This is a genomic window from Paenibacillus durus ATCC 35681 (genome assembly GCF_000993825.1).
Classification (GTDB): Bacteria; Bacillota; Bacilli; order Paenibacillales; family Paenibacillaceae; genus Paenibacillus_AQ; species Paenibacillus_AQ durus_B.
Window position 1 is genome coordinate 4,316,977 of sequence record NZ_CP011114.1, and the last position, 23,429, is coordinate 4,340,405.

General features: G+C 49.1%; 23 protein-coding genes. All 23 read right to left on the reverse strand.

Going from position 1 to position 23,429, the window contains the following annotated elements:
• Nucleotides 1-22 precede the first annotated feature (22 nt).
• Nucleotides 23-436, reverse strand: coding sequence for a hypothetical protein (locus VK70_RS20200; RefSeq protein WP_025695503.1), 414 nt, complete (start codon nt 434-436; stop codon nt 23-25).
• Complete coding sequence (gene fliS / locus VK70_RS20205; RefSeq protein ID WP_025695504.1) at nt 426-818, reverse strand: flagellar export chaperone FliS; 393 nt, start codon at nt 816-818, stop codon at nt 426-428. Before fliS ends, VK70_RS20200 begins: the two co-directional genes overlap by 11 nt.
• Before the next feature lie 28 nt (nt 819-846).
• Complete coding sequence (fliD, locus tag VK70_RS20210; protein WP_025695505.1) at nt 847-2,337, reverse strand: flagellar filament capping protein FliD; 1,491 nt, start codon at nt 2,335-2,337, stop codon at nt 847-849.
• Nucleotides 2,338-2,358: 21 nt separating this feature from the next.
• Entirely contained in the window at nt 2,359-2,733 is a 375-nt protein-coding gene (locus VK70_RS20215) for a flagellar protein FlaG (protein ID WP_025695506.1), read from the reverse strand.
• Nucleotides 2,734-2,759: 26 nt separating this feature from the next.
• Nucleotides 2,760-2,999, reverse strand: a complete 240-nt coding sequence (csrA, locus tag VK70_RS20220; protein WP_025695507.1) for a carbon storage regulator CsrA — start codon at nt 2,997-2,999, stop codon at nt 2,760-2,762.
• On the reverse strand, nt 2,980-3,426 hold the full coding sequence (fliW, locus tag VK70_RS20225; protein ID WP_025695508.1) for a flagellar assembly protein FliW: 447 nt from the start codon (nt 3,424-3,426) through the stop codon (nt 2,980-2,982). Before fliW ends, csrA begins: the two co-directional genes overlap by 20 nt.
• Nucleotides 3,423-3,818, reverse strand: a complete 396-nt coding sequence (locus tag VK70_RS20230; RefSeq protein ID WP_025695509.1) for a DUF6470 family protein — start codon at nt 3,816-3,818, stop codon at nt 3,423-3,425. The genes fliW and VK70_RS20230 overlap by 4 nt, the downstream gene beginning before the upstream one ends.
• Before the next feature lie 38 nt (nt 3,819-3,856).
• Nucleotides 3,857-4,744: a flagellar hook-associated protein FlgL gene (flgL, locus tag VK70_RS20235; protein ID WP_025695510.1), complete on the reverse strand. Its 888-nt coding sequence runs from the start codon at nt 4,742-4,744 to the stop codon at nt 3,857-3,859.
• An 18-nt stretch (nt 4,745-4,762) separates the two neighbouring features.
• Nucleotides 4,763-6,337: a flagellar hook-associated protein FlgK gene (flgK, locus tag VK70_RS20240; protein WP_025695511.1), complete on the reverse strand. Its 1,575-nt coding sequence runs from the start codon at nt 6,335-6,337 to the stop codon at nt 4,763-4,765.
• Between the two features lie 42 nt (nt 6,338-6,379).
• Nucleotides 6,380-6,880, reverse strand: a complete 501-nt coding sequence (locus VK70_RS20245) for a flagellar protein FlgN (RefSeq protein ID WP_025695512.1) — start codon at nt 6,878-6,880, stop codon at nt 6,380-6,382.
• A 12-nt stretch (nt 6,881-6,892) separates the two neighbouring features.
• The gene (locus tag VK70_RS20250) at nt 6,893-7,174 is read right to left on the reverse strand and encodes a flagellar biosynthesis anti-sigma factor FlgM (protein ID WP_025695513.1); all 282 of its coding nucleotides are present in this window, start codon (nt 7,172-7,174) and stop codon (nt 6,893-6,895) included.
• Nucleotides 7,175-7,285: 111 nt separating this feature from the next.
• Nucleotides 7,286-7,696, reverse strand: coding sequence for a TIGR03826 family flagellar region protein (locus VK70_RS20255; protein WP_025695514.1), 411 nt, complete (start codon nt 7,694-7,696; stop codon nt 7,286-7,288).
• Nucleotides 7,697-7,918: 222 nt separating this feature from the next.
• The gene (locus VK70_RS20260) at nt 7,919-8,797 is read right to left on the reverse strand and encodes a ComFC family protein (protein WP_025695515.1); all 879 of its coding nucleotides are present in this window, start codon (nt 8,795-8,797) and stop codon (nt 7,919-7,921) included.
• Nucleotides 8,798-11,272 (reverse strand): ATP-dependent helicase ComFA, encoded by a 2,475-nt coding sequence (locus VK70_RS20265; RefSeq protein WP_233277718.1) that lies wholly within the window; start codon nt 11,270-11,272, stop codon nt 8,798-8,800.
• Nucleotides 11,273-11,496: 224 nt separating this feature from the next.
• Nucleotides 11,497-11,961 (reverse strand): glycosyltransferase family protein, encoded by a 465-nt coding sequence (locus VK70_RS26715; RefSeq protein WP_025695283.1) that lies wholly within the window; start codon nt 11,959-11,961, stop codon nt 11,497-11,499.
• Nucleotides 11,962-12,174: 213 nt separating this feature from the next.
• Nucleotides 12,175-12,897, reverse strand: coding sequence for a response regulator transcription factor (locus VK70_RS20275; protein WP_025695284.1), 723 nt, complete (start codon nt 12,895-12,897; stop codon nt 12,175-12,177).
• 4 nt (nt 12,898-12,901) lie between these two features.
• Nucleotides 12,902-14,062 carry a sensor histidine kinase gene (locus tag VK70_RS20280; RefSeq protein WP_025695285.1) on the reverse strand — a complete coding sequence of 387 codons (1,161 nt, stop codon included), beginning with the start codon at nt 14,060-14,062 and terminating at the stop codon, nt 12,902-12,904.
• A 56-nt stretch (nt 14,063-14,118) separates the two neighbouring features.
• Nucleotides 14,119-16,851 (reverse strand): stalk domain-containing protein, encoded by a 2,733-nt coding sequence (locus VK70_RS20285; protein ID WP_036639996.1) that lies wholly within the window; start codon nt 16,849-16,851, stop codon nt 14,119-14,121.
• A 276-nt stretch (nt 16,852-17,127) separates the two neighbouring features.
• Nucleotides 17,128-18,330, reverse strand: coding sequence for a methionine adenosyltransferase (gene metK, locus VK70_RS20290; RefSeq protein WP_025695287.1), 1,203 nt, complete (start codon nt 18,328-18,330; stop codon nt 17,128-17,130).
• A gap of 209 nt (nt 18,331-18,539) precedes the next feature.
• The gene (locus VK70_RS20295; protein ID WP_025695288.1) at nt 18,540-18,812 is read right to left on the reverse strand and encodes an alpha/beta-type small acid-soluble spore protein; all 273 of its coding nucleotides are present in this window, start codon (nt 18,810-18,812) and stop codon (nt 18,540-18,542) included.
• A gap of 225 nt (nt 18,813-19,037) precedes the next feature.
• Nucleotides 19,038-19,607, reverse strand: a complete 570-nt coding sequence (locus tag VK70_RS20300; protein ID WP_025695289.1) for a hypothetical protein — start codon at nt 19,605-19,607, stop codon at nt 19,038-19,040.
• A gap of 75 nt (nt 19,608-19,682) precedes the next feature.
• A complete protein-coding gene (locus VK70_RS20305) occupies nt 19,683-22,424 on the reverse strand; it encodes an S-layer homology domain-containing protein (protein WP_025695290.1) in 2,742 nt (913 codons plus the stop codon).
• A 503-nt stretch (nt 22,425-22,927) separates the two neighbouring features.
• The gene (locus tag VK70_RS20310) at nt 22,928-23,269 is read right to left on the reverse strand and encodes a hypothetical protein (protein WP_025695291.1); all 342 of its coding nucleotides are present in this window, start codon (nt 23,267-23,269) and stop codon (nt 22,928-22,930) included.
• Nucleotides 23,270-23,429 lie beyond the last annotated feature (160 nt).

Sequence of the window (23,429 nt, forward strand, 5' to 3'; positions counted from 1 at the left end):
TATTTTTCGAGAGGAAATCGAACTATTTTTTGTGATCAAAGTATAGCGGGATTTGGTCATTTTGGTCCAGACGGTAATATGCATTCATCACCTTCCGCTGGTTCTTGACTGATCGCAGATCCGCCCCGGTATCCGCAGCGGATTCGGAAAGAGAATGTTGAACAGCTTCAACCTTTTGTTCAATCATCTTCATAAGATCTAATAGAGAATCAGAGGCAGATGACTTCTCCGGATCGATCAGGTTCATCTGCTCCTGAATATATTCAATTTCCTTGGTAATCTGATTCCACTCTTTCGCCTCACACTCAAACAGGGAGGGGAAATCATTCCCCTCCCTGCCTGCCATGAGCGACAACTGTCTGGTCGAGCAATCCAGCAGCTTCAAATAAAGTTCGTGTCGTTGATGCGCCAGGAAAAGTATGTCTTTATGATCCAAGGGTACCACCCTTTCCGATCTCTTCCCATGCGGACTTTAATTCCTGCAGTATAGCCACGACTTCATCAATGGATGCCGTGTTCTTCTTAATATTGGCTTCAATCAGACGATCAATCATATAAAAATACAAATTCTTCAGATTGCGGGCAATTTCCCCGCCCTCTTTCTGATTAAGTGCAGACATGAGCTCGTACACGATATCCTGCGTTTTCTGAATGTATTTATTCGCTTCGGATATATTTCGCTCATCGATAGCTTGCTTGGCTTTTCCGGCAAACTGTATGGCTCCGTTATACAGCATAAGAGTCAATCGGTGAGGGGAAGCCGTCTGATATTTATTTTGTTGATAGGCCTGATAACCTGCGAGATTGGGTGACGCCACTAGTCTCATCTCCCGTTAGTTAGTTAATTTATGAAGAAGACTTGGTCAAAGCCTGGAATTGGCTTGTCATCCAGGTCTTCTGGCTGTTCAATTGAGACATCACGACCTCAAGGTTGGTATACTGCCGCTGAAGCTGCTGCTCTTTCATCGCCAAACGGTCATTCATGCTATTAATTTGATCGCCAAGAAAGGATATTTCGGAATCGTAGCCTTTGATTTTGGATGTTATAAGTCCATTCACGCTGTCCGTCCATACCTTCAAGTTGTTCGTAAATAATGTCCCTAATCCGTCATTGGCGTCGCCTTTAGCTATACTTCCCGTAAACATTTTGCTAAGCATGTCCGAATTTTCAGCCAGCTTTGCCTTGAACTGATCCTTATCAAAGGTAATGGTACCTGTCATCAGAGTTGCGCTTGTTACACCTTTATCAACTTCCAACCCCGCATCAGACAACAGCTTGAATCCATTGCTGCTGCCAACAAGAGTATTCATCCAATCATTCAATTGGGATTGCAAGTCACGGAGCATTGGGTCGCCCATTAGAGTAAGAGACAATGAACCGTCACTATTTTTTTCGGATTTCTTGGTATTATTGCGAATTATAGTTACAACATCATTGTATGCCTTGACGAATGCATCCACCTTATCGCTAATTTTATCGGCATCTTGACTGACTTTTACAGTAGAAGAGCCTATATCTGTGAGCTGCAATGTAACGCCGGGAATCGCACTTTCTACTTTGTTCGAAGAGCTTGTCACATCGACTCCATTAATGGTCATTTTAGCATCGGCAGCTTGCTGTGCTTCTGCATCTGGTAGGTCGTAGCCTAAAGCAGCCTTCAATGTAGAACTCATAGTAATAACCGGATGAGAATCCGTACTTTCTAAAGCTGTAACACTCGCTGCTGTAAGAGAGCCGTCTGCATTCGTCGCTAATGGATCCATAAAGGAGATTGCATTCTCGGTTCCCGTCTCTTTAGAAGTAAGGACCAATCTCTTCTCACCAGGACCAGACTGAACGATGGAAGCGGTCATTCCTGCCCCAGACTCCCGATTGATGTCTTTGGCAAGGTTGGTCAGAATTTCATCGACAGTGGCTCCGGTCAATGTAATCTCTTTAACTTCAGTGGTTGAAATTTTAAGTTGAATCTTCTCTCCGGCCAAACCGCTCATTGCCGTTGAAGCCTTGCTTTGATAAACGCTGGCTTTTGCCAGACTTGTAACATTTAGCGAGTAATCTCCTGCCAAAGCTGTATCACCTGCGGTTACGGTCAACTTGGTCGTATCGGAGCTAGTAGCACTATTAACCTTAAAAGCGCTGATGTCAGACAAGGAAAATGCCGCATCTTTTAAGGCACTCACCTTTGTTTTGAGCGTATTAAATAACCCCTGATACTTCGTCACGTTTTCCTTTTTCGTTTCTAGTTTAGTAACTGGAACTTTCTCCTGATTCATGACGGCCTTAATATAAGCGGCAGAATCAAAGCCCGAAGCTAATCCTGAAATGCTAACTCCCATATTGACACATCCTTTCTATTCTTAAATTTTCTTATCAAAAAATACGCCCACGAGTTCTTTCATTTTCATCGACAAGTCAATTAGAAATTCCGGAGGGAGACTGGTTAAGACTTCTTTCGTTTGCGAATCAAGAACCTCTACATAGAGCTGCTTGGCTTCGTCATTATATTTGAAATGAAGCTCTTTGCCTGAGCTGGCAATAGATTCATTCAATTTCTTGATCTGCTCCTCAAACTTTGCTTGTTCCTCTTTCGTCTGCTCATTATAAAAATCAGATCTCTTTTGAATCTCTTCCGATTGGTAGTCAGTCACCGAAGGAACAGGCTGCACATGATGCACAGCTCCAATTCCGTTGACTTTACCTGGCTGAGTCGAATCCACCCGATTAATATTCATATTCATCCCCACCTACTTCAGAATAATTAGCCTTTATAATTTTTCAGAAGGTTAAGGATTTGCTCTTGCTGTAAATGTCCCGTCTGTTCCTTAGCCGCCATATTCTCGGCAACAACTTCTTGATACAATTCCTGCCGTAAGACTTGAACCTCTTTCGGTGCCAGAAAACCCAGTTTAATCTGCTCCCCTTCAATTCCCAGGATTTGAACCTGAATATTGCTGCCGATCATCACCGTTTCACCGATTTTACGTCTCAGCACCAACATTTCGTCGTCCTCCTTCCGCCTTTAGAGGGTATCGGACCGGAAGTTCCTGATCTTTGATAATGTACTGGCATCCTCTAAGAGAATACGGAGACAGCAGTACGGGAGCCATCAAGTTAACGAACAGCTCTTCCTGTTGGATATTTATAATAACCATGACTCCGACATCTTCAGGCGAATTAAGAGCCAATAGTTCTGTTACCTCATCAGGAATTTGAAAGCTGTAATCCAGAACCGCTTCTTGGACAGGCAGCAATATAAAGCTAACTTCCTCATCGAGTGCATGCAGGACAAAAAAGGGGGTGCCTTCCATCGGAAAAAGCGCGTAATGGAAAATATCGGAAACTCCCAAAATGCCCGCTTCGAATTCATAGATTTGATTCTCATTCAAGTTCAGAACACCATAAGCCTTACTCTGAATCTGCCTCATCGGGGAAGGGCTCCTCTCGGATCAACGTGAATTTCCGGCGGATAAATACGGAAGTCGATATATACGCCTTGACGCGGCAAGGCTTCCACCGTAATCTCTTTCTGTCCGCTCCGCATATAGCGGGTGAAAGCGATAGCGCCGAACACATTCTTCTCGCCGGCAGCCAAGTTCGCCATACGGTCCCCTTCCTGAGCTTTGATGGCTATGTTCTCCAAGCTTTGACTGTAGGCTTCCTGCTCCAGATCTCTCATCAGCGACTGTGGACGCTTAAGATCAAGATCGTTGAATACACTGGTCCAATCAGTAAAGAGCTCGGCCGGACGAAGACGGATGGTGAGCTCGGCCGGAATGTATTTCCCCCAAGTGCTTGAATCGATACCGGCTGGCCTCATACTCCCACCTCCATTTTGATCTGGCAAGAATCAGGACGTTATCTTAGAAAATCAAGCAATGACGTCTGCATAATTCTCGCACCGGTTGATAGCGCCGACTGGAGAACGACTTCTTTCATCTTTAAGTCGGTAATAGCCGTCGGCACATCGACATCAGCCACATTCGCCCGCATTTCCTTCAAATTTGCCTGCTCACTCGTGATCCGATTCTCCATCAATTCGAAGCGATTCATGCGCGCCCCGATTTCCGCCCATCCGAGTGAGAAGCGGTCGGCGCTATCGTCGATCTTATCCAAACTGGCGCTAATACCGGCTGAATTGTTAGCGTCCAGCGCCGTAGCCAAATCATCCAGCACTTGAAATGCATTATCTGTTCCCGCTTGACCAAATATTTCTTCTCCCGTAATGCTTACCGGCACCTTTACCGAGGGGCTGACATACAGATAGAACAAGCCGGAGTCCGTTGGTTCTGAAGCTGCATTCGCTACAGTATAGGGAGCCTGATCCGTTTTTTGACCATTGAACAAAAACCGTCCATTGTACGTGCTGTTCCCGATAGTCACAAGCTGTTCTTTAAGCTGCTTAATCTCCAAAGATATAGCCTTTCGCTGCTCAGCATCGTAGTTTCCGTTCGCTGCTTGAAGCGTAAGCGTACGGGCGCGCTTCATAACGTCGGAAGCCTGCTGCAGAAGAGTGTCCATTGTTTTCAGGATTTCCGTCCCGGTCTGAGCGTTGTTCAAAAACTCGTCACTCCGGTCAAGATCGGTGTCGTACCGCATTTGGTAACCAACTCCGATCGGATCGTCACTGGGCCTAGTGATCCTCTGTCCCGTTGCCAGTTGGTTTTGGCCCTGAGTCATACTCTCGTTAATGTTCCGCAAATTACCCAAAAGCTGCATATTTTGCATGGACCCTGTTACGCGCATATCTGTATCCTCCTAATCCTAGCGTCCTACGATCCCCATACTATTAATGACTTTGTCGAGCATTTCGTCTACCGACGTCATAACACGCGCGGAGGCGTTGTAAGCTTGCTGAAACCGAATCATATCCGATAATTCCTCATCCATGGAGACGCCGCTTACAGACTGACGCTGCATCTGCAGGGCGGTTGTCAAATTCGTTTCATTCTCGAAGTTTCGCTCAATGTTTTGGGCGCGAAGTCCGAGATCCGCTGTGAGCGCCCGAAAGAAATCATCCGTCGTCCCCTGAGACAATGAAGTCAGGTTAGCCGGAAATTGGAATACAGCATCCCTTAAACCAACAAGTGCGATTGCGACATCACTGTTTCCACGGATCGTCTTGTTGACGCCACCGACCGTTTCATACTTGGAAGAAGCTGCGATTTTGTCCGTATTATTGGCGATCTCCGGATTCACCGCAATGTTATCGATCGTGAAAGGTCCGCCGCCTGGGGATACAAAGAAGGGGATTCCGGCTGTAGCCGGATCGGACAGTGTATAACCCAGTTCATGTAATCCGTTAAACCCGTCTACCTCAACGGTCATCGGCGAAGTGATCCTGGAGCCTGCCGGAATTGTAGTTCCCGCAAGAATGGTCGCCCCGCCTTCCAGGGTTACGTCATTAAGAGCAGTCATATCTGCCGGCGTGACATATCCGTTGTCAAGTGTGACTTGGACCTGGCCGGTAACGAGCGTCTGAATCATTCCGTTCAATTGGTTGCGGATTGTATCTGTTTCCTGAAGCGATCTGACATATCCATTCAGTTGCCCTGCCGTAGCGGTCTGGGCATTGGCGGCAGTCAGAGCGGTTGTATCGGCGCCGTTCACGACATTAACGCCGGCAGACGTAATACTAACCATCCCTTCGGTATCCTCCACTACTTGAACATCAACAATACTTGACAATTTGTCGATTAACAAATCCCGCTGGTCACGGTAATCGTTAGCATGGTCGCTAAAGCTTTCGTTGTTCCGTATAATCGTGTTCAGCTGGGCAATATTGTTGATCAAATCGTTCGCCTCTATGATCTTCTTATCAATATTGGCGTTCGTATCTGTAGTCACATTTGTAAGAGACTCGCTGATATGCTTAAGGGTATCGGTGAAATTCTGCGCCGTTCCGACCACTGCAACGCGGGCGCTCAGGAGGGAAGGGTCACGGTTGAGTGTTTCCCAAGAGTTCCAGAAGTCGTCCATGACACTGCTAAGGCCGGTGTCCGAGGGCTCATTGACGATATTCTGGATAGCGGTCATGGTTGTGTTCAAGACGTCGTAAGAACCAAGCGTCTGATTCTCCCTTCGATATTGAAGGTCCAGATAGCTGTCTCTTACCCTTGTGATGCTGTCATACTGGACGCCCGTCCCCAATTGTCCGGGGGCCTGGCTCTTCGTCATACCCATCTGCCATATGGGTCTGGAAGCCGAGATATTAACTCTTTGACGGGTGTACCCTTCCGTATTGGCATTTGAGATATTGTGACCCATCGTCTGCATGCTTGCTGTATTAACTAATAATGATCTTTTACTGGTCTCCAGACCATGGAATGTAGATGTCATGTGTTAAACAACTCCTTTATGGGTCTAGCTCTATCTATATCATTAAGCTCTGGCATCAAAGATACCGTTGCGTTTAGGAGTCCGAACGGTCGGGGACTGATCCGGCCGGGTATAGGTTGACTCTTCCTCCCCGACTAGGAGATTGAGGGAGAAATCAATAAAAGATAGGGACTGGGAAACCAGATTCTGATTCAAATCATTTGCGCGCTTAAGCTCCCTCAAGGTGCTAACCAGCATCTTCTGTGCGTTCAGCAGACGGGCCTTCTCTTCGGGTTCGAATACAAGCCGTGAAATTTCCGATATGGTAAGGTCTAAATGAGATTTGATCCCTTTCTCCCGCATAAATGCATGTGCCATTTCCTGCCGAACCGCTTCCTGATTCTTAATCGCTTTAAGAAGTCCGGATTCGCCCATAGTCGTACGCGTCAGCTCATCGAAGTCGTTGTTGAGAATCGCCTGCTTTTTATGCTCGGAAAGTTGAAGAAGTTTCTCATTGAGCTCATTTAACGATTCCAAAGAGTTAATCAAGTTCTGAAGGGACATTGTCACTATCCTCTAGTCTTGTGAAGACTTCTTGAAATATGGGAGCAATTTCTCGGCAAGATCCCGGGCCTCTACATGATAAGTGCCGGAAGATACGCGGTTCTTCAGGTCCTCAATCTTCTGCGCCCGTTCCGCATTGCTTGTCTGCTGAGCGCGCAGCATCTCAAGAGCTTCTGTGGATATGGAGACTTCATCTTTCTTCCGCGCTTTCCTTACGTTATCAATCGTGCCCGACTCCACAGCTTTCTGATAAGAATTTATCCCGTTAATTCTGCCAGTATCGTTGATTTTCATAAATATCAGTTCCACCTTCCTTGCATAAAATAAAAAAACCGATAACCTTTAATAAGTTTATCGGGCAGGGTTGAAACATTCTTTATAGCTGTAAAATTATATTTTGAAAGCTTATATATTCCGGTGCTTTTCTACAGCGTGATATGCACCCCCCGGTTTCTTAGCGGAAGGGTCATCTGCTTTGCTCTTCTGGGACGAATTCATTAAATCCTTCGTTAGCCGGCTCCGGCAGCTATCGCACATATGACCCTCGCGGATCAACGTACCACATACTTCGCATGGATACATCATATTCGGTGCGTTGGCGATGGAGATTCGCCCTTCCTTAATGAAACGGGTGATTTCCTTAATAGATACCTCTGTAGCATCAGACAGTTCCTGAATGTCGGCTTCTTTATTTTCCCGAAGATACTTCGCACAAGCCTCATACTGATGCTCCAGTTCTTTAATACAAGGCTGACACAGCTCCATGACATTCTTGACATACAGCCGGCCGCACCGAGGACAATTGTCGAGATTCATAATAGGTGCCGCCCCTTTCCTACATTATGCACCGTAAAATAATTCCTATACACCTTAGATTACATGATTTAGTGAAATTAGTCCATCATCTTCATGTATGACCTCACGTTGTCCTGCAGCGTTTGGCCAATATTGCCAGCATTATGCCATAAAACTGAGTTGAAATGGTACTGATCTCGATCTATGAGCTGTCTGAGATTGCGCGATTCGCTTGAATTTCCGTTAAGAGCGCGCCCAGGTCAAGCTGTATATTTCAGCGGGGCGGCCGCTCTCCCCCATCGCTTGACGTATAACTTCGGCACATGCACGTATTGTGCTGCCTGTCGTATAAATATCATCCACAATGATGATCCGAAACGGCCGGCAAGCAGATGTTCTTCGGTTGCTGCCATAAATAAGATAGGATGAGGTAAATAGGAGGGGGGAAACTCCCTTGTCCAGACGTTTCGGCGGCTGCAGCAGATGCTTGAGAGCCCCCCTTGCGTCAGGGTTGACCCCAAAAGCTTCTCTCATGGAAATCAGCCGCTCCGCTCTCCCCTTAAAGCTCTGCTTACCGGTATGATGCGCGCGGACAAGCAGCTCCACAACAGGGATTTTGCGGTGAGCCGATATGTACTGGGCCAGTCTTTCTGCCTGATTGAAGCCGCGTTCGGCGAGCCGGAGACCGCTGACAGGAACGGGAACAAGCAGATCCGCACTCCACTTAAGCTTCGCTTCAGCCTCGATTTCGGCCTTAAGCATACTGTAGGCGTTGTCCAGCATCCGCGAAAGCGGCTCGGCATATTTTTCGTCGCCCCGGTATTTATACTGGCTGAGCCATTGACGCATCTCGCTGCTGTAGGCGACCGCGCTTCGGTTGCGGATAAGTAAAGAACCGTCTGCCCCGCGGGCGCAGTCCGGACAGCCCACATGGCGGCCGCACTTCCGGCAGCGGGGCTTGCGTATCCAAGGAATAGTTCGCGTACACACTTCACAGATTCCGGGGAGCACGGTTGACAGGTGTCCCAAACGTCCGCATGATAGGCATTGCTCCTGTCTAGGGGCCAGCAGGGAATGGGCGGCGCGCAGCCAGCGGTCCATATTAACCAGAAATCTCGCCATTTAAAGACCCTCCTTATGAAGATAGCCTTTACTTCGGGCAATCCGGTTCATTGTCCGAATCTGCGCGCATGCGCCCCGCTGCGAACGGTTCCACTGCGCGGAAGCGAACACAACCCGGCCCTTGGGGTCGTCCTTGGAGCGGCCTGCCCGGCCTGCCATCTGCACCAGAGAAGCCTCATCAAAGAGCCGGTTGTCCGCATCCAGCACGAAGACATCGCTTCTCGGCACGGTAACTCCCCGCTCCAGAATGGTTGTTGTTACGAGCAGGGAAATTTCCCGGCGGCGGAATGCGGTCACCTTTCCGGCCCTTTCGGGGTCCTGCGATGAGGTTCCTTCAATAACGACGTCTGGCATAGCGCGGCGCAGGAGCTGCAGCAGCGGGTCAATCTGCGCGATGCGGGCGGCAAACAGAAAAATCTGCGCCTTCCGTTCAAGTGACTGTCTTAGCGTCCTTAATAGCTTTAGCGGCAGCCGTCCGCGCTTCAGGCAGTCGGCAACTGAGGGCATCTTCAAATGAGCCGGCACCGGAAGGGGAAACCCGTGGAATCGGACGGGAACTCTGGCATGCGCCAGCCTTCCCCGGCGGACTTCCCGCTGCATTTGCGGCGGCGGCGTAGCCGACAAGTAGATGAAGCTTCCTCCGGGCTTACTGGCCCCCTCGGCGGCAAACGCGAGCATGGGATCGTTATGGTAAGGAAAGGCGTCCAGCTCGTCGATAATGACAAGATCGAAGGCCTGATGAAACCGCAGCAGCTGATGCGTGGTCGCGAGGGCCAGCCGGCCCTCCGCCCAGCGGTCTTGGCTGCCGCCGTAGAGCACGGCGATGCTCTCCGCCGGGAATGCCTTGGCGAGCCGAGGCGCAAGCTCCAGCACGACGTCGCGCCGCGGCGTCGCTACGAGCGCCCGCCCGCCTGCGGCGAGCACTGCCTCAAGGAGCGGGAAGATCATTTCTGTCTTCCCCGCTCCCGTCACCGCCCAGAGCAGGAACCGCTCGGGGCGGCGGGCGGCGGAGCCCGCGCGCGGCTCCGCCAGAAACCCCAGCGCAGCGCCGGCAGCCTCTGCCTGCGCCGCGCTTAGCCCCCACCGGCGCATAAGCCCGGCGGGGTCCATGGCGGCCGTGCCCCGCACGGCCGGAAGCGCTGCACCGCGCAGCAGCAGCGCGCAAGCCCGGCTGCGCCCGAGCGCGAGGCAGGCCTCGCAGTAGGCGCAGCCGGCAAGGCCGCACGCGGCGCAGGCCGTGCGGCCCGTGGCGGCGCTGCCGCAGCGCAGGCAGCGCGGGGGCGCGGCGGCTTCGGTGCGCCGCGCGGAGCGGACGAGCCGGGCTGCCCAGCCTGCGGCCCGGGCAAGCACGCCTCCCGCTCCTTTCGCTCTCACCATTTGCCGGATACTCGCTCCGTGCACCTCACGGCCCGCTCCCTTCGCTCTCACGATTTGCCGCTTACTCACTCCGTACACCTCACGGCCCGCTCCTTTCGCTCTCACGATTTGCCGCTTATTCACTCCGTACACCTCACGGCCCGCTCCTTTCGCTCTCACGACTTGCCGCTTATTCACTCCGTGCACCTCACGGCCCGCTTCCTTCGCTCTCACGATTTGCCGCTTACTCACTCCGTGCACCTCACGGCCCGCTTCCTTCGCTCTCACGATTTGCCGCTTACTTACTCCATGCACCTCACGGCCCGCTCCCTTCGCTCTCACGATTTGCCGCTTACTTACTCCGTACACCTCACGGCCCGCTCCCTCCGCTCTCACGATTTGCCGCTTACTCACTCCGTGCACCTCACGGCCCGCCCCCTCCGCTCTCACCATTTGCCGCATACTCGCTCCTTGCACCTCACCGCTGGCTCCATTCCCTCTTACGATCCCCCGCCAACCTGCACCATGTGCCTCGCTCCCCGCTTTTCTATGCGGAAGCTGGCCGACAGCCGCCTCCAAGTGAAGCCGTCCCTGCAAATACGCCAGCTGGGCCGCGCTTCTCCAGTGGCCCAATAGCCCGGGATAGCGCTCAGTAAGCAGCGCCGCCATCTCGGATTCGAGCAAGGAGCGGCCCGGCAGCGTCTTGGCGATCCAATCTGCATCCTGCAGCAGTTTCTGAGGGGAAGGGAGATCCTGAAGGTCCGTTCGAGCCTTCGCTGACTCTTTTTCCAATATGCTTGTATACATGTCCCCGCTTCCCCGCAAACCGCGCTTCTCATTTTCCAGCTCCGGTTCAAGAATTGTCCGCGCATAGCGCTTCCAATCCGTTTCCTTCCACCGCTCCATTTCTTCTGCGTAACAGAAGCTTGTCCGAAGCTTAACCGCTAGACCCAGAGGCAGGGAAGTCCCGAGGAGAATCCATTTTTCCGCCTCACTCGCTTCCCGGTTTCCCCCGCCGTATAAATGTCCCTCCCACCACAAAGCATCGACTCTTAGATCGATAGATATGCGTAGGCTCCAGCCACCTCTTTGTTTTAACGCGTATACTGCCGCCTTCATGACCACACCTCTTTTTTAAATAAATCGTTCTATCGCTCTCACTTCACTCCAAAACGTTCTTGAACTTATACCGTTACATCCGGCCCATCTTGCATTCTCCCTAAACCTATACTCCTTGTTCCTTCCCCCTTCAGCCCACACAAAAAAGCACACTCTCCCTTATTCGGAAAGTGTGCTTCACCTATAACCCTCATATTGAATTGTATCCATAACCGGATATATTACTATAAACCGCCGCCTCTTGATTGACATCCCCTGCTTCCTACAGCCCGCATGAACGGCAGGGGAATTGGCTGCTCCGGGAACCGCAAGTCAATCACAGTTTCTTTATCCTGCTCCGCTGACTGCGCTTTCCTATCTTCTTGAGAATAACTGTCCTTGTACTCCATCATCCGCAAATCCAGAGAACAACCGCCATCCCGCAGCCCGGAAACGATCCAATTCGTCCCGTCACTCGAGCCATCATCCATAAAGGTTACCCGCAGCCGTTTTCCCGTTAGGAAGGATTGGAGCACCATCGCGCGGATTACCCCCTCGATCACAGATTCATGATTGCGGGCGATCAAAATATAGTGGATCCATTTTCCCGACTCACGGGCGGTTTCTCTCATTCCCCGGGACTTTAGCGCATGCACACACACTACCGCAGATGCATATACAGCTCCGATCCAAATCAACTGGGCTATCATGGGGATGCACCTCCTCTTATACCAACACTATATGCCGGTAAAAAAGAAGAGGTGACTGGCGCCGATTCTCGAATACTCCGCTGTAACCAGGCAGGAATATGCAGGCTGCTGCCCTTGGTAACCCGCTCTTTTCAAACAGAAATTTGTAAGCTCTGGGGTCCGCGCAAAACTCCTGAGTTTACCTCGCAGCAACCCCTTATTTTAGGGTACTATTTACAGCGTTACCCAGCCATATTTGATCGAATTGATAACGGCCTGTGTCCGGTCGTCGACTTCCATTTTTTGCAGAATGCTGCTGACATGGTTCTTAACCGTCTTTTCGCTGATAAATAAATATTCGCCAATCATCTTATTGCTCTTACCTTCGGCCATTAAACGCAGCACTTCGGCTTCACGGCGTGTCAGCGGATTGTTGTCCCCCGCCACAAACTTGACGCCTGCTTCCTTCACGGAAGTCTCCGCCATCGCGCCCGCTTCATTCAAATAGGTCATGCGCCGCAGTTGATTAATCAGTTTGCCTGTCACTTTAGGATGAATAAACGCATGCCCTTCGAAGACCGAACGGATGGCATTGATCAGCGACTCGGCTTCCATATCCTTGAGAAGATAACCGTTGGCGCCTTTGCGCAGCGTCTCAAATACGTAACTTTCATCATCATGGATGGACAAAATAATCACTTTAACGTCAGGGAACATTTCCCTCAGCTTTTCCGTTGCCTCCACACCATTCTCGACCGGCATGTTAATATCCATCAGCACGATATCCGGCTTGGTCTGGTTGCAGAACTCCAGCACCTGAATGCCGTCGCCGCACTCGCCAATGACCTCAATGTCTTCCTCCATGTTTAAAATGCGCTTAAGTCCTTCTCTAAACAACTGATGATCGTCCGCCAAAAGTACTTTAATGGGTGTCTTGCCGGAATTCTGATTCTCCATTATTTTACTCCTTTCCCTTCTCCACATTCGTCGGAATATGGATAATGATGGTTGTGCCTTGATTCTCGGCAGATTGAATTTCCATTCTTCCTTCCAGCAGTTCTACGCGTTCGCGCATTCCAACCAGTCCGAAGCTCTCTCTGTTGACCTGTTCCGCTTTCATTTCTTGCACGTTAAAGCCTATTCCGTTGTCCTTGACGACAATCTTGATCAACTGTGCCTGATATGTAATTTCCACCAATACGTAACTGGCACAAGCATGCTTCGCGACATTGGACAGCGCCTCTTGAATCAGCCGGTAAACGGCTGCTTCCATTGCTGACGAAAGACGATGCTCCTTGCCTCGCGTTTCAAAAGAGGTTCGGATCTTGTTCTTCTCCTCATAATCATGAACATACTTGCGCAGCGTGGGGATAAGTCCTAAATCGTCCAGTGCCATCGGTCGCAAATTAAAAATGACTTTACGCATTTCTTCCAGGCTTGAACGTACTTGCCCTTTTAAATCTATTATTTCGTCCTGCACCAGTCCAAATTCCTGCTTTACGAGCATTCTTTCTACAATTTCTGTTCTGAGTACCAAATTTGCCAACATTTGAGCGGGTCCATCATGAATTTCACGGGCAATCCGCTTGCGTTCCTCTTCTTGAGCCAAAATAATTTTTAGCCCAATGATTTGACGGTTCTTTGCCGATTCAACAATCCGCGTTACATGTCCGAGTTCGCCGGACAAATACTTTAGGACCACACTCATTTGCGAGCCGATCGATTCCGCCCGTTCCACCGAGTTCTCAACGCTCCGGGCTCTTTTCTGCAACTCGTCGCGTCTGTTCCGTAAATAGGCTTCTCTTTCCCTTGCCATCATAAGCTCAAGCTGCAGTTCCGTCGCCTTTTCGTATGCGATTCGGATATCCCGTTCTGTATAACGAACAAAATCACGGCTGACTTCGGTCAAGCGGATACGGGACCGGCGGTAATCCACCTCCAGCTTGTCAACCTTTTGCAAGGTTTCATCCGTCTCCTCCCGGACCCGCTGCAGCTCACTGGTGAGATTTGCCAGTTCTTCACGGGCAGTCTGCAAAATCTCAAAAATCTGGTACTTGCTGTCTTCCATTACATTGATCGTATTCTTGATGACTCGGTCAATGGCATCGGTTTGGAATTCCACGGACAATTGCCCCATTTCTGTCGAATCATATAAAGGCGAACCTTTATATTAACATATCATGATTCGATAAGAACGGTCTTCGTTTTTTGTTCCCATTTTACGGTTAATCCAAGCTGCTCCGAAACTAAACGAAGAGGGACTAAAGTCCTGCCTTGTAGGAGTATAGGCGCTACTTCGGCGCTTTGCCGTTTTCCGTTTAGGATAAACTCCTTTTTATTTACTGTAAGGTCAAGCGCTTTGGAGCCTCGAAGCACCATGATCTTACGGGTTGCCGGATCCCAGGACGCGCTGCCGCCAAAAGCATCCAGCACATAACGGATCGGCACATAAGTCGTTCCATTCTTCACCAGCGGCGCCGAGTCGATGGCCTTCTTCGTCCCGTTTACCGTTAATGTCTTTTGTCCGATTACCATGACCGCCGTTCCTGACGGCAATCCCGCTTCACTGGAAAGCGAAGGCATCGTGAAAGCAATGTTATCAAATGCCACAGTGCCGGTCTTGGCCCGCTCATCCTGCCCTTCCTCGACATTAACGACATACAGCCTTTTTAGTGTTGCCGGGAATTTCATGTTTGAGCCCGAAAGGTCAATGTTCAATGTCTTCCATCCGGTCCAATCAATGGTTTTAGCCAGGTCCACATAAACCGTCGCTCCGCCATTGTCCGTAAATTCGGCCCGCAGCCAGTTCAGACTCTTGTCCCCCATTACATCAAGCGTCATCGAGGTGGCCGCTGCTGGTACCGGTTTCCCCGTTGTGCCGTTGAGCTGGGCGTAAGCATACATCTTGCCCGTACCCGCTGTCATGTCGTAACCAAGCGACAGCACTTTCGAGCCCGCGTGATTGTCGCTGCCGTCCGTAATGGCCGCCGATCCCTGCACGCCCGATGCATTGGTTGTAAAGGCAATCGGATAGGTAACATTTTCAAAATCCTCCCATGGGATAGCCGCTGCCTTCGTCAACACCATTACCGTGCTGAATCCGTCATAACGCGCGATGGCATAACCGGTCGTGACTCCCGGGTTCACCGTATTCACCGTCAGCTTTCCATCCTGTACGCTGCCCTGAAAGCCGACAAACTCCCATTTCAAGGCAGAGCTCGGCACGCTAATCGAAGCGCCGCTGTTCGTGACTGCGGTTACCGGTACCGCAATGACGGTTCCTTCCTTCAATGGAGCGCTTGCTGTTCCCGCCTTTAGACTGGACAGGTCGTCACTTCCCAGAACAGTAACAGTCGTAGAGGCACTTACTGATCCGCTAGCCGCTGTCAAAGTCGCTGTTCCCGGCTTCACCGCCGTCGCTTCGCCTCCGTTAACGCTCACGCTGCCGCTGCTTGACTTCCAGGAAGGATTGGCTGAAGCGACGTTGACCGGATTATAATACGTGTCGTAGCCTTTCAACGTAAAAGCCGCCGTCTGCCCGATCAGCAGGACGCTGCTGCCGCTGATTTTAATCCCCTTTAATTCCCCCTGCGGCGCGTTCGTATAGACGCCTAGACCGTTCACAACGCTGCGTTGTTCCGTACCGTACTCCGTATCGAATGTCAGTGTGGTCTCCGTTTCAGCCAGAGGACGGTCAACCATTGTCGTCGAGCCGCCGCCGTCGAGGTTCAGCCCTTTATATACACCAATAGTTGTCATAAACGATTGCAGCTCTGATAGCGACATGCCTGAGCTGGCATCATTTTTCTCCGCCGCGATGATGTACACGTAACGTCCATCCTCGGAGTATCCAAGCGCGGTTCGTGCGCGATAACCGCCAATACTGCTGACTGAACGGGAAAACGCCGTCGCTTTGCCCTTATCGACCAGAATCGTATGCCCTCCAATCAGCATTTTGAGGCTGGCCGGATCAATGGTCTCTCCAGTCGCTTTCGATTGCAGCGAATAGGTCGCCGTCAATGGCTGGCCAATTGCCAAATGATCGGCTACGAACTTTGCTGCTGTCCCGTGTGTCCGCAAAATATATGCCCCCGTCGGCACAGCCATTGGCAAAGCGGTATTTTTGTCAGAAATTTGTGTAATGATTCCATTTTCGACAAGCACCTCTGTCGGGGAAGTCGAACTGTTCTTCGGCCGATCCTGCGCCGTCCAAGCATCCGTATAAATGTAGGCTGCGTTGGCATGGCTGTAAGTGGACGTTCCGCCCTCTGGGCTGTAAGCTCCCTTGTTAACCCCGGATAAGGCAAACTGTGCCCCATCTGCCGCCGTTATCGTTCCTGTGAACGCAAAATCATCGATTACCGGCTTATTATCCGTCGTTAGGGCAAAAGCATAGAGACCGTTCAACTGTGATGGTGTCGATACCAGCGTTCCTCCGGACACTTCACCTCCAATCGGCGCTCCTTCGCCTCCAGTATTGAAATAATCCCCATTTACTGCCGCCACCGCCCCTGTCTCTCTGGCCATCCCGCCTGTACTCTGGCGCGTAGTCAGCTTTCCGTTCTTGCCGGTCATTACATCAATAGAGACATATGGATTGTTCAGATCCACGCGAATGACATCCGCCAGACCGGATGCCTTGCTGCCGGAGCGCGTCACGGTATATTTATATTTTAGCTTTGTGGCGCCCGAGGTAATGATTTCTTCGCTCACTTTAGCAGCCGTAAAAGAAGAAGCGGCCACCGCAATCGAAGCATTCCCTTGTTCAAGCAGCGGCAGCTCGCCGCCGATCACCGGCATAATCCACAGCACACCCGCGAGTGAAGCCGCTATCCATTTGGGAGCTGAGTGTCCCTTATTATTCCTTTCCTTACCCGTACTTGCCTGATCTGATGAGCAACTACTGTTCATTCCAAGTAACTCTCCCATCCCTTGTATTCCCATTACTTTCTCCCGGCCTGAGAGGAACCGGCTGCGATATTGCTTTCAGGGGAGGCACCCCATTTTTTAGTCTACACTCTTAATAGACTAGATTCTGCTGAAAAAGTTACGAAATTGATAGAAAATCTCTGAACTTCGTTGTTTCCGGCAAGAAAAAAGCCTTCTGTAGAGACAGTTCAATAAGACTTGTCCGTACAAAAGGCCTTTTTGTTCACTATTCGTAGGCGCTGCCGCCTGATTATTAAATTATAAACCCGCCTGCTCCCTAAGCAGCGCTGCTTTGTCGACGCGTTCCCAAGGCAAATCCAAATCCGTACGTCCGAAATGTCCGTATGCAGCCGTCTGCTTATAAATCGGTCTGCGCAGATCCAGCATGGAAATAATTCCGGCAGGACGCAGGTCAAAGTTATCGCGTACCAATTTCACGAGCTGATCTTCACCGATTTTGCCAGTGCCGTATGTATCGACATTGATGGAGACCGGATTGGCTACGCCAATCGCATACGCCAGCTGAATTTCGCATTTGTCGGCCAGGCCGGCAGCGACAAGATTTTTGGCCACATAACGCGCGGCATAGGCAGCGGAGCGGTCGACTTTCGTCGGATCTTTACCGGAAAAAGCGCCGCCGCCGTGACGGGCATATCCGCCATACGTATCCACAATAATTTTCCGTCCGGTTAACCCTGCATCTCCTTGCGGGCCGCCGATGACAAACCGTCCCGTTGGATTGATAAAATACTTGGTCTCGCTATCCAGCAGCCCTTCCGGCACTACCGGCAAAATCACATGCTCCTTGATATCCGCCTGGATCTGTTCCAGCGTAATTTCCTCCGCATGCTGTGTGGATACTACGATCGTATCTACCCGTACAGGCTTTTCATCCTGATATTCGATCGTAACCTGGGTTTTGCCATCCGGTCTCAAATAATCCAGTGTACCGTTTTTGCGCACTTCAGCTAAGCGGCGGGCAATGCGGTGCGACAAAGCAATGGGCAGCGGCATCAGTTCAGGTGTCTCATTGGTTGCAAAGCCGAACATTAACCCCTGATCTCCCGCGCCAATATTTGCGGTTTCTTCAGCAACCTGAGCAGGATCACGATCTTCAAGAGCTGCATTAACGCCTTGAGCAATATCTGCGGATTGTTCGTTTAACGAGGTCAGTACGGCACAAGTATTGAAATCGAAGCCATATTTGGCTCGTACATATCCGATGTCTTTAACCGTACTGCGGACAATGGAAGGAATATCCACATACTCGGACTTTGTGCTAATTTCTCCAATTACGAGGACAAGGCCGGTAGCTACCGATACCTCACAAGCTACGCGTGCATAGGGATCGTTGGCGAGGAACGCATCCAGAACCGCATCCGAGATCTGATCGCAAATTTTGTCCGGATGTCCCTCCGTTACCGATTCTGAAGTAAACAAATGACGTCCTTTTACAGGCATGAATTCAACCTCCTATTTAATAGGTAGAAACTGCTTGGTCATTCCTCATTTTTATTCTTCTTGAGTAATAATTCATATAAGTTCAAGGTTTAACCCTGCAAAAAAATCAACCTTTTCCACATGGAAAAGGTCGGTTTTCCTCAAAAGTCATATTAACTTATTTACGTGTGAGTGTCAAACAATGCCCGATCATCTGCACCAGATTTATATTATGAGAAAAGGGCTTGCTCGGCCTGTATAACAAGCCGCTTCGTAATTTCACCGCCAACAGAACCGTTATCCCGAGAAGTGAGATGTCCGAGATATGGAGTCTGTGAGCTCAAAGGAACTCCTTCCAGAGCACCCAACTCGGAAGCGAATTCCGTATCCGCTCCTGCTCCGTACACAGGACCGTAAAGACCAAATTCGGCTGCAATTTCAAACTTCATCTGCTTCAGCATTTCCCGGCTTTCCGGAACAACTGTGCGATTGCTGCGTGCCATAAACTGCACCTCCTGTATTTTGTATAGATTACAGAAGTATTGTGCGCAGCCCGTCTTACTTGCAGCCGCTGTAATGTTTGTTGGTTCTGGCAAAGGAGGCCTTACTTTCAAGTGTATCCCTCAAAGGAATGTTATGCTGGAGTTTATAAAGAGCAGATGTACATGTATAAAAGATAACCAAAAAGCCAATCCTTAAATTAACTTTCCTCTAAGGCGGCCAAGGGATTACTGTAACGTGTAGCCTCCTCGAACCATTACAACAAGACCGAGGGTCTGCCCGGATTGAACTGTAATTCCTCGTCCCTTTCTAGGAAAAGACAATAAGTGATTCGATGGCGCTGGCTGGCCTTTCGCCAGATCTTGGCCGTCCGTCAAATCGGCTACACCGTTTGAATCCAAAGAATAGATAACGGCCTTGCCTGCTCTGACAATAAACTCAGCTCCGGCTGATGCGATTAAGGTCTGACCCGGCTTAACATCGACTATGACGCTCTGATTGCCGCTGTCTCCCGTCCCTGTTGCCGGAGAGGCTGTGGGAGTCGCAGTTGGTTTAGCAGTTACTTGCGATGGAGTGGCAGCCGGCGATTTGGTAGCGACCGGAGACGCAGCTAAACCGCCTTGCAGCGCCTTTTGAATCTGCTGATCGACATAACTCTTGGTTACCACAGGATCGTCTGCAGTTCCGGGCTGATTCCCGACATCAGCTCCCTGCGCCGTATTGCTCACAATCGAGCCAGCCCAGACACCACCTGCAAGCAGTACAGCAGCAAAGGTTATTTTCCATAGCGGCTTCATGGAGTTCCTCCTTCTAATGTAGGTATAAAAAAAGAATAGCCTCCGAAGAGGCTATTCTTGCTTCGGTGAGGAAGCTTATTTTGCGGATACTTCAGTTCCAGTTGTAATATTGTTTCCTTCGATGTCCTTAACTTTATTTTGATAGTTAAGTACAGCGTCGTCTTCTCTAACTTTAACAGTAATTGTATTAATGGTATTACCGTTAAGGTCTTGAGTACCAGCAGTTTTGTCAATTTTGTCGAATGTAACGTACCACTTGTCAGTGCTGGATCCAACATTAGTGAAGGTCTTTGCAGCAACTTTATCACCGTTGATACGGAACTCTAAGTCAGAAGCGGCAATGTCCTTAACGTTTTCAGAGAAGGTCACGATCAATACTGCAGAGTCAGATGTTGATACAGCAGCAGATGTAAGTTTAGGAGCTACTCTGTCATAGAGTTTAACCGCAACTTCGTTTTGGGACTCAACACCGTTACCTGCGGTATCGGCAATACCATTAGCAAGGAATTTGTAATCCTTAGTTTCGTCAATAGAAGATCTTGGGATATTGATATATGCAATTCTTGTTGTAGCATTATCAGCAGCTGGTTCCAAAGTGATGTAAGTACCAGTTGGCAATGCCTTACTATCTACAGTGTAGCTATTGTTATCACGAAGAGTAGAAGCATTAATACCAGTATTATCGGAAACTGTTACCGCAACAACAAAGTCGGTTTTAGTTTCTTCTTTGTACACAATGCTAACCACTTTTGGTCTTTCAGAATCAGTAGAAGTTGCACTTCCAGTTACAGCAAGAACTGTTGCAGCCAATTTGTTTTTCGCAAAGCTGGCATCAGTAACCAATCCTGCAGGGAGACGAAGCGTGTGCGCTCCAACTACTGCTCCGGCTGTAGCATAAGTCAATGATTTACCATCTTTTGATCTTACTGTAGGAACCGAGCTAAGCGTTCTTCCCACACCAGTAGTATCATTAATCAGTGTAAGTCCACCTACAGAACTATCTGCGTTCACTTCTTCAGAGAACTTAACAACCAAACCAGCACCGCTCTTGTATGTGGCACTTACTACTGTTGGTGCTACTGTATCTTTAGTGAATGTGATTGGTTGTGTTACAGCAGTTCCCAGGTTGTTGCCAATGGTATCACGTACAGTTGCACCGAATACGATGCTTCCTGTAAATGTTCCAGTAGATGGCAAGGAAGTTAATGGAGATCCCAGCTTGAATACTTTAGGATCGCTGGTCGTATTGATTGTGAATACACCTTTGCCTTCGCCGTTAGCATCAAGCAAACGAACATTACCAACCAATGAATTGTAGTCAACTGCTTTGTTGAATACAACTTCAACCGCTTTGTCACCAATAGCTGTTACTTTTTGAACTACAGGCGCCTGTACATCGGAAGAAACTGTCACAGATGTTTTTACAGGGTTTGGAGTTGCCAAGTTACCAGCATAGTCAGACAGATTGGTCAAAGATACGTCATAAGTTGTTCCGCTGTTAAGCGTACCAGCAGTAAGCGTCACTTCATCCAATGGTTGGTAAGTGTCGCGGCTTACGCTTGCAGAAGAACCGTTGACATAAGCGATCAATCCCGCAGTTTTAACAGGCTCGCTCAATTTAACATATACTTTATTAGTAGTTGTCTTCGCAACGGAAGATACAGAAACTACAGTAGGAGCAGTTGTGTCGGCAACAGGCAGCAGCGTAGTGTAAGCAGGGATTGCTTCGCCAGCAGTTGTTTTCACCGCGTCACTTACTACTACAGTATATTGGCCTTTAAGGAAGTCATTATTAGCCAAAGTCAGAGTAGCTTGTGTTCCATCATCGCTAAGGACAACTTTAGCGTCTTTGGCTGAATCTTTTTGCTCGCCTACTTTAGTAATTTTAACTACACCGTCAATTACAACGTTGCTTTCAACCAGCGTGTCAATATCTACCGCACGATTAAATTTAACAACTACTTGCTTAGCGTTAGGAGCCGCTACGGAAACGACTTTCGGCGCTTGCAGCGTTACTTTAGTTGTGTAAGCAGTATTGTTGTAAGTAAAGTTGATTGTTGTTTCAACACCAGCTACCAGTGCAGTAGTCAGTGTTACAGTTGTCGTAGTTTTATCGGCAAAAGTTACAACTACGCTAGTCGGGCTTACAGCTTCAGCCGAAACAATTGCCGGAGCAGTAGTTGCAGTAGCGACAGCATAAGCAGTTTCTACTACCAAGGAACGAGTAGCGTTAGCTTTGAAGTTTTGGGTTGCAGCGATGTAGCCTTTATCGATTACGGCTTGAGCGTAACCTTTGGCCCATGCGGATGCGTTGTTGTTGGTAGTAGCAGGGGCTTCCAGTTTCAGAGCGCGGAACAATACTGTTGCCACTTCTTCAACTGTTACTTTACCGTTGTAGTCGAAGATACGTTTTACATTGTCTTTACCTTGCATCAGGTTAGCTGCAGTAACAGCTTCGATGTAAGGAACTGCCCAGTTCTTAGCGTTGTATCCTTTGTCTTTGTAAGACAGTTTGTTGGAAACTTCGCTCAGGTTGAACAGCTTAGTAACGATCTTCGCGAACTCAGCGCGAGTCAGATCTCTTTCCAGATGAGCTTGGCCGTCAGGGTATCCGTTCAGGATGCCTTTAGCTGCCAGAGCGTCGAATTTAGATTGCGGGGTTGTTGCTGTTTCACCAAATGCTACAGAGGCAAACATCGAGAATGCCATTGCTGTAGACAGTGCTACGGACAAAATTTTCTTCATAACCTTTTTTTCTCCTCCTTGAACATTCATGAACTGAGATTCTTGTTTAGTTGGGTAGCTCATGTCACTCATTAGCCGATGCACCCCCTTTCCCGAGTTGAGCAAGTTAAGTATAAATAATGTCTGTGACGGGTATCACAGAAACTGGTAAACCAATTCAAGACACAACAAGACTAGATTCCTAATCCACCTTAGTATTATACAATGTGCCTAAAGTCACGTAAAGCTAATTTTTCCAATTGGTCTAAGTAGCTTTACAGCCATCCAAATATCCTCTGTTCGAATGGCTCTACATCTTTAACGCGTGAGTTTCGTAAAAGTTGCGGTTCATACAAAAAATAATTCAGAAAATTTATTTCCCGCGCCATGCCAATAGATGAACCAACTGTATGTAATTAAAACGATTATTAATCTTGGTTAAACTACCGGCAATCGGTATATCGCGGGTTCCTTTTAGGTGGTCATTAAGTAATGCTAATTTCTTTAAATGCTATGTAGGCTCAATCCGCTTCAAGCTTCTAGATGTTATTAAAGTAAAAAGAGTGCCGAAACCGGCACTCCAGTCATCACCAAAGTTATCTGATCTTCATGGAAAGCTGAATCAGCTCTTGCCGCTTCTCCGGGCTGGAATTTACGTTATTATATAAGGCGTCAATCGCATCGCGATTCTCACGATAAGTTTTCTCGTGCTTGATTGTAGAATGAGACCAGTCGATCAGCGCATTTTCCGCAATAACAAGGTCATTGTATGCATCGTGGAATCCGGTCGCTTGAACCAGTTCCTCCATGACCTCCTGAGTGATTTCCTGCAGAGCGCGTTTCGCCGCGATTTCCTTTTCCATTACTTTTGCTGTATTCTCAAACTTGTTCTTAGCTTTCATGTAATCGAGCTGAGCTTTTGATAAAATCGGTTTCATCTAGCGTTCTCCTTCTTGCTTGAGTGTGTTCTTGCACCTTCTTACGTCATTGTATCGTAAAGTAAGCCATATTTCAAAGAATTGTAATTGGAAATTGCATAACAGAAGCCCCCTCCCCAAATCGGGGAACGGGGGCTTCCTTCACTTCGAACGTAATCCG

What these genes read in the sequence shown, in the direction of transcription:
- fliD (WP_025695505.1), bottom strand. Translation starts at nt 2,337, where the DNA reads ATGGGAGTTAGCATTTCAGGATTAGCTTCGGGCTTTGATTCTGCCGCT.
- VK70_RS20215 (WP_025695506.1), bottom strand. Translation starts at nt 2,733, where the DNA reads ATGAATATTAATCGGGTGGATTCGACTCAGCCAGGTAAAGTCAACGGA.
- csrA (WP_025695507.1), bottom strand. Translation starts at nt 2,999, where the DNA reads ATGTTGGTGCTGAGACGTAAAATCGGTGAAACGGTGATGATCGGCAGC.
- fliW (WP_025695508.1), bottom strand. Translation starts at nt 3,426, where the DNA reads ATGAGGCAGATTCAGAGTAAGGCTTATGGTGTTCTGAACTTGAATGAG.
- VK70_RS20230 (WP_025695509.1), bottom strand. Translation starts at nt 3,818, where the DNA reads ATGAGGCCAGCCGGTATCGATTCAAGCACTTGGGGGAAATACATTCCG.
- flgL (WP_025695510.1), bottom strand. Translation starts at nt 4,744, where the DNA reads ATGCGCGTAACAGGGTCCATGCAAAATATGCAGCTTTTGGGTAATTTG.
- flgK (WP_025695511.1), bottom strand. Translation starts at nt 6,337, where the DNA reads ATGACATCTACATTCCATGGTCTGGAGACCAGTAAAAGATCATTATTA.
- VK70_RS20245 (WP_025695512.1), bottom strand. Translation starts at nt 6,880, where the DNA reads ATGTCCCTTCAGAACTTGATTAACTCTTTGGAATCGTTAAATGAGCTC.
- VK70_RS20250 (WP_025695513.1), bottom strand. Translation starts at nt 7,174, where the DNA reads ATGAAAATCAACGATACTGGCAGAATTAACGGGATAAATTCTTATCAG.
- VK70_RS20255 (WP_025695514.1), bottom strand. Translation starts at nt 7,696, where the DNA reads ATGAATCTCGACAATTGTCCTCGGTGCGGCCGGCTGTATGTCAAGAAT.
- VK70_RS20260 (WP_025695515.1), bottom strand. Translation starts at nt 8,797, where the DNA reads ATGGCGAGATTTCTGGTTAATATGGACCGCTGGCTGCGCGCCGCCCAT.
- VK70_RS20265 (WP_233277718.1), bottom strand. Translation starts at nt 11,272, where the DNA reads ATGAAGGCGGCAGTATACGCGTTAAAACAAAGAGGTGGCTGGAGCCTA.
- VK70_RS26715 (WP_025695283.1), bottom strand. Translation starts at nt 11,961, where the DNA reads ATGATAGCCCAGTTGATTTGGATCGGAGCTGTATATGCATCTGCGGTA.
- VK70_RS20275 (WP_025695284.1), bottom strand. Translation starts at nt 12,897, where the DNA reads ATGGAGAATCAGAATTCCGGCAAGACACCCATTAAAGTACTTTTGGCG.
- VK70_RS20285 (WP_036639996.1), bottom strand. Translation starts at nt 16,851, where the DNA reads ATGAACAGTAGTTGCTCATCAGATCAGGCAAGTACGGGTAAGGAAAGG.
- metK (WP_025695287.1), bottom strand. Translation starts at nt 18,330, where the DNA reads ATGCCTGTAAAAGGACGTCATTTGTTTACTTCAGAATCGGTAACGGAG.
- VK70_RS20295 (WP_025695288.1), bottom strand. Translation starts at nt 18,812, where the DNA reads ATGGCACGCAGCAATCGCACAGTTGTTCCGGAAAGCCGGGAAATGCTG.
- VK70_RS20300 (WP_025695289.1), bottom strand. Translation starts at nt 19,607, where the DNA reads ATGAAGCCGCTATGGAAAATAACCTTTGCTGCTGTACTGCTTGCAGGT.
- VK70_RS20305 (WP_025695290.1), bottom strand. Translation starts at nt 22,424, where the DNA reads ATGAGTGACATGAGCTACCCAACTAAACAAGAATCTCAGTTCATGAAT.
- VK70_RS20310 (WP_025695291.1), bottom strand. Translation starts at nt 23,269, where the DNA reads ATGAAACCGATTTTATCAAAAGCTCAGCTCGATTACATGAAAGCTAAG.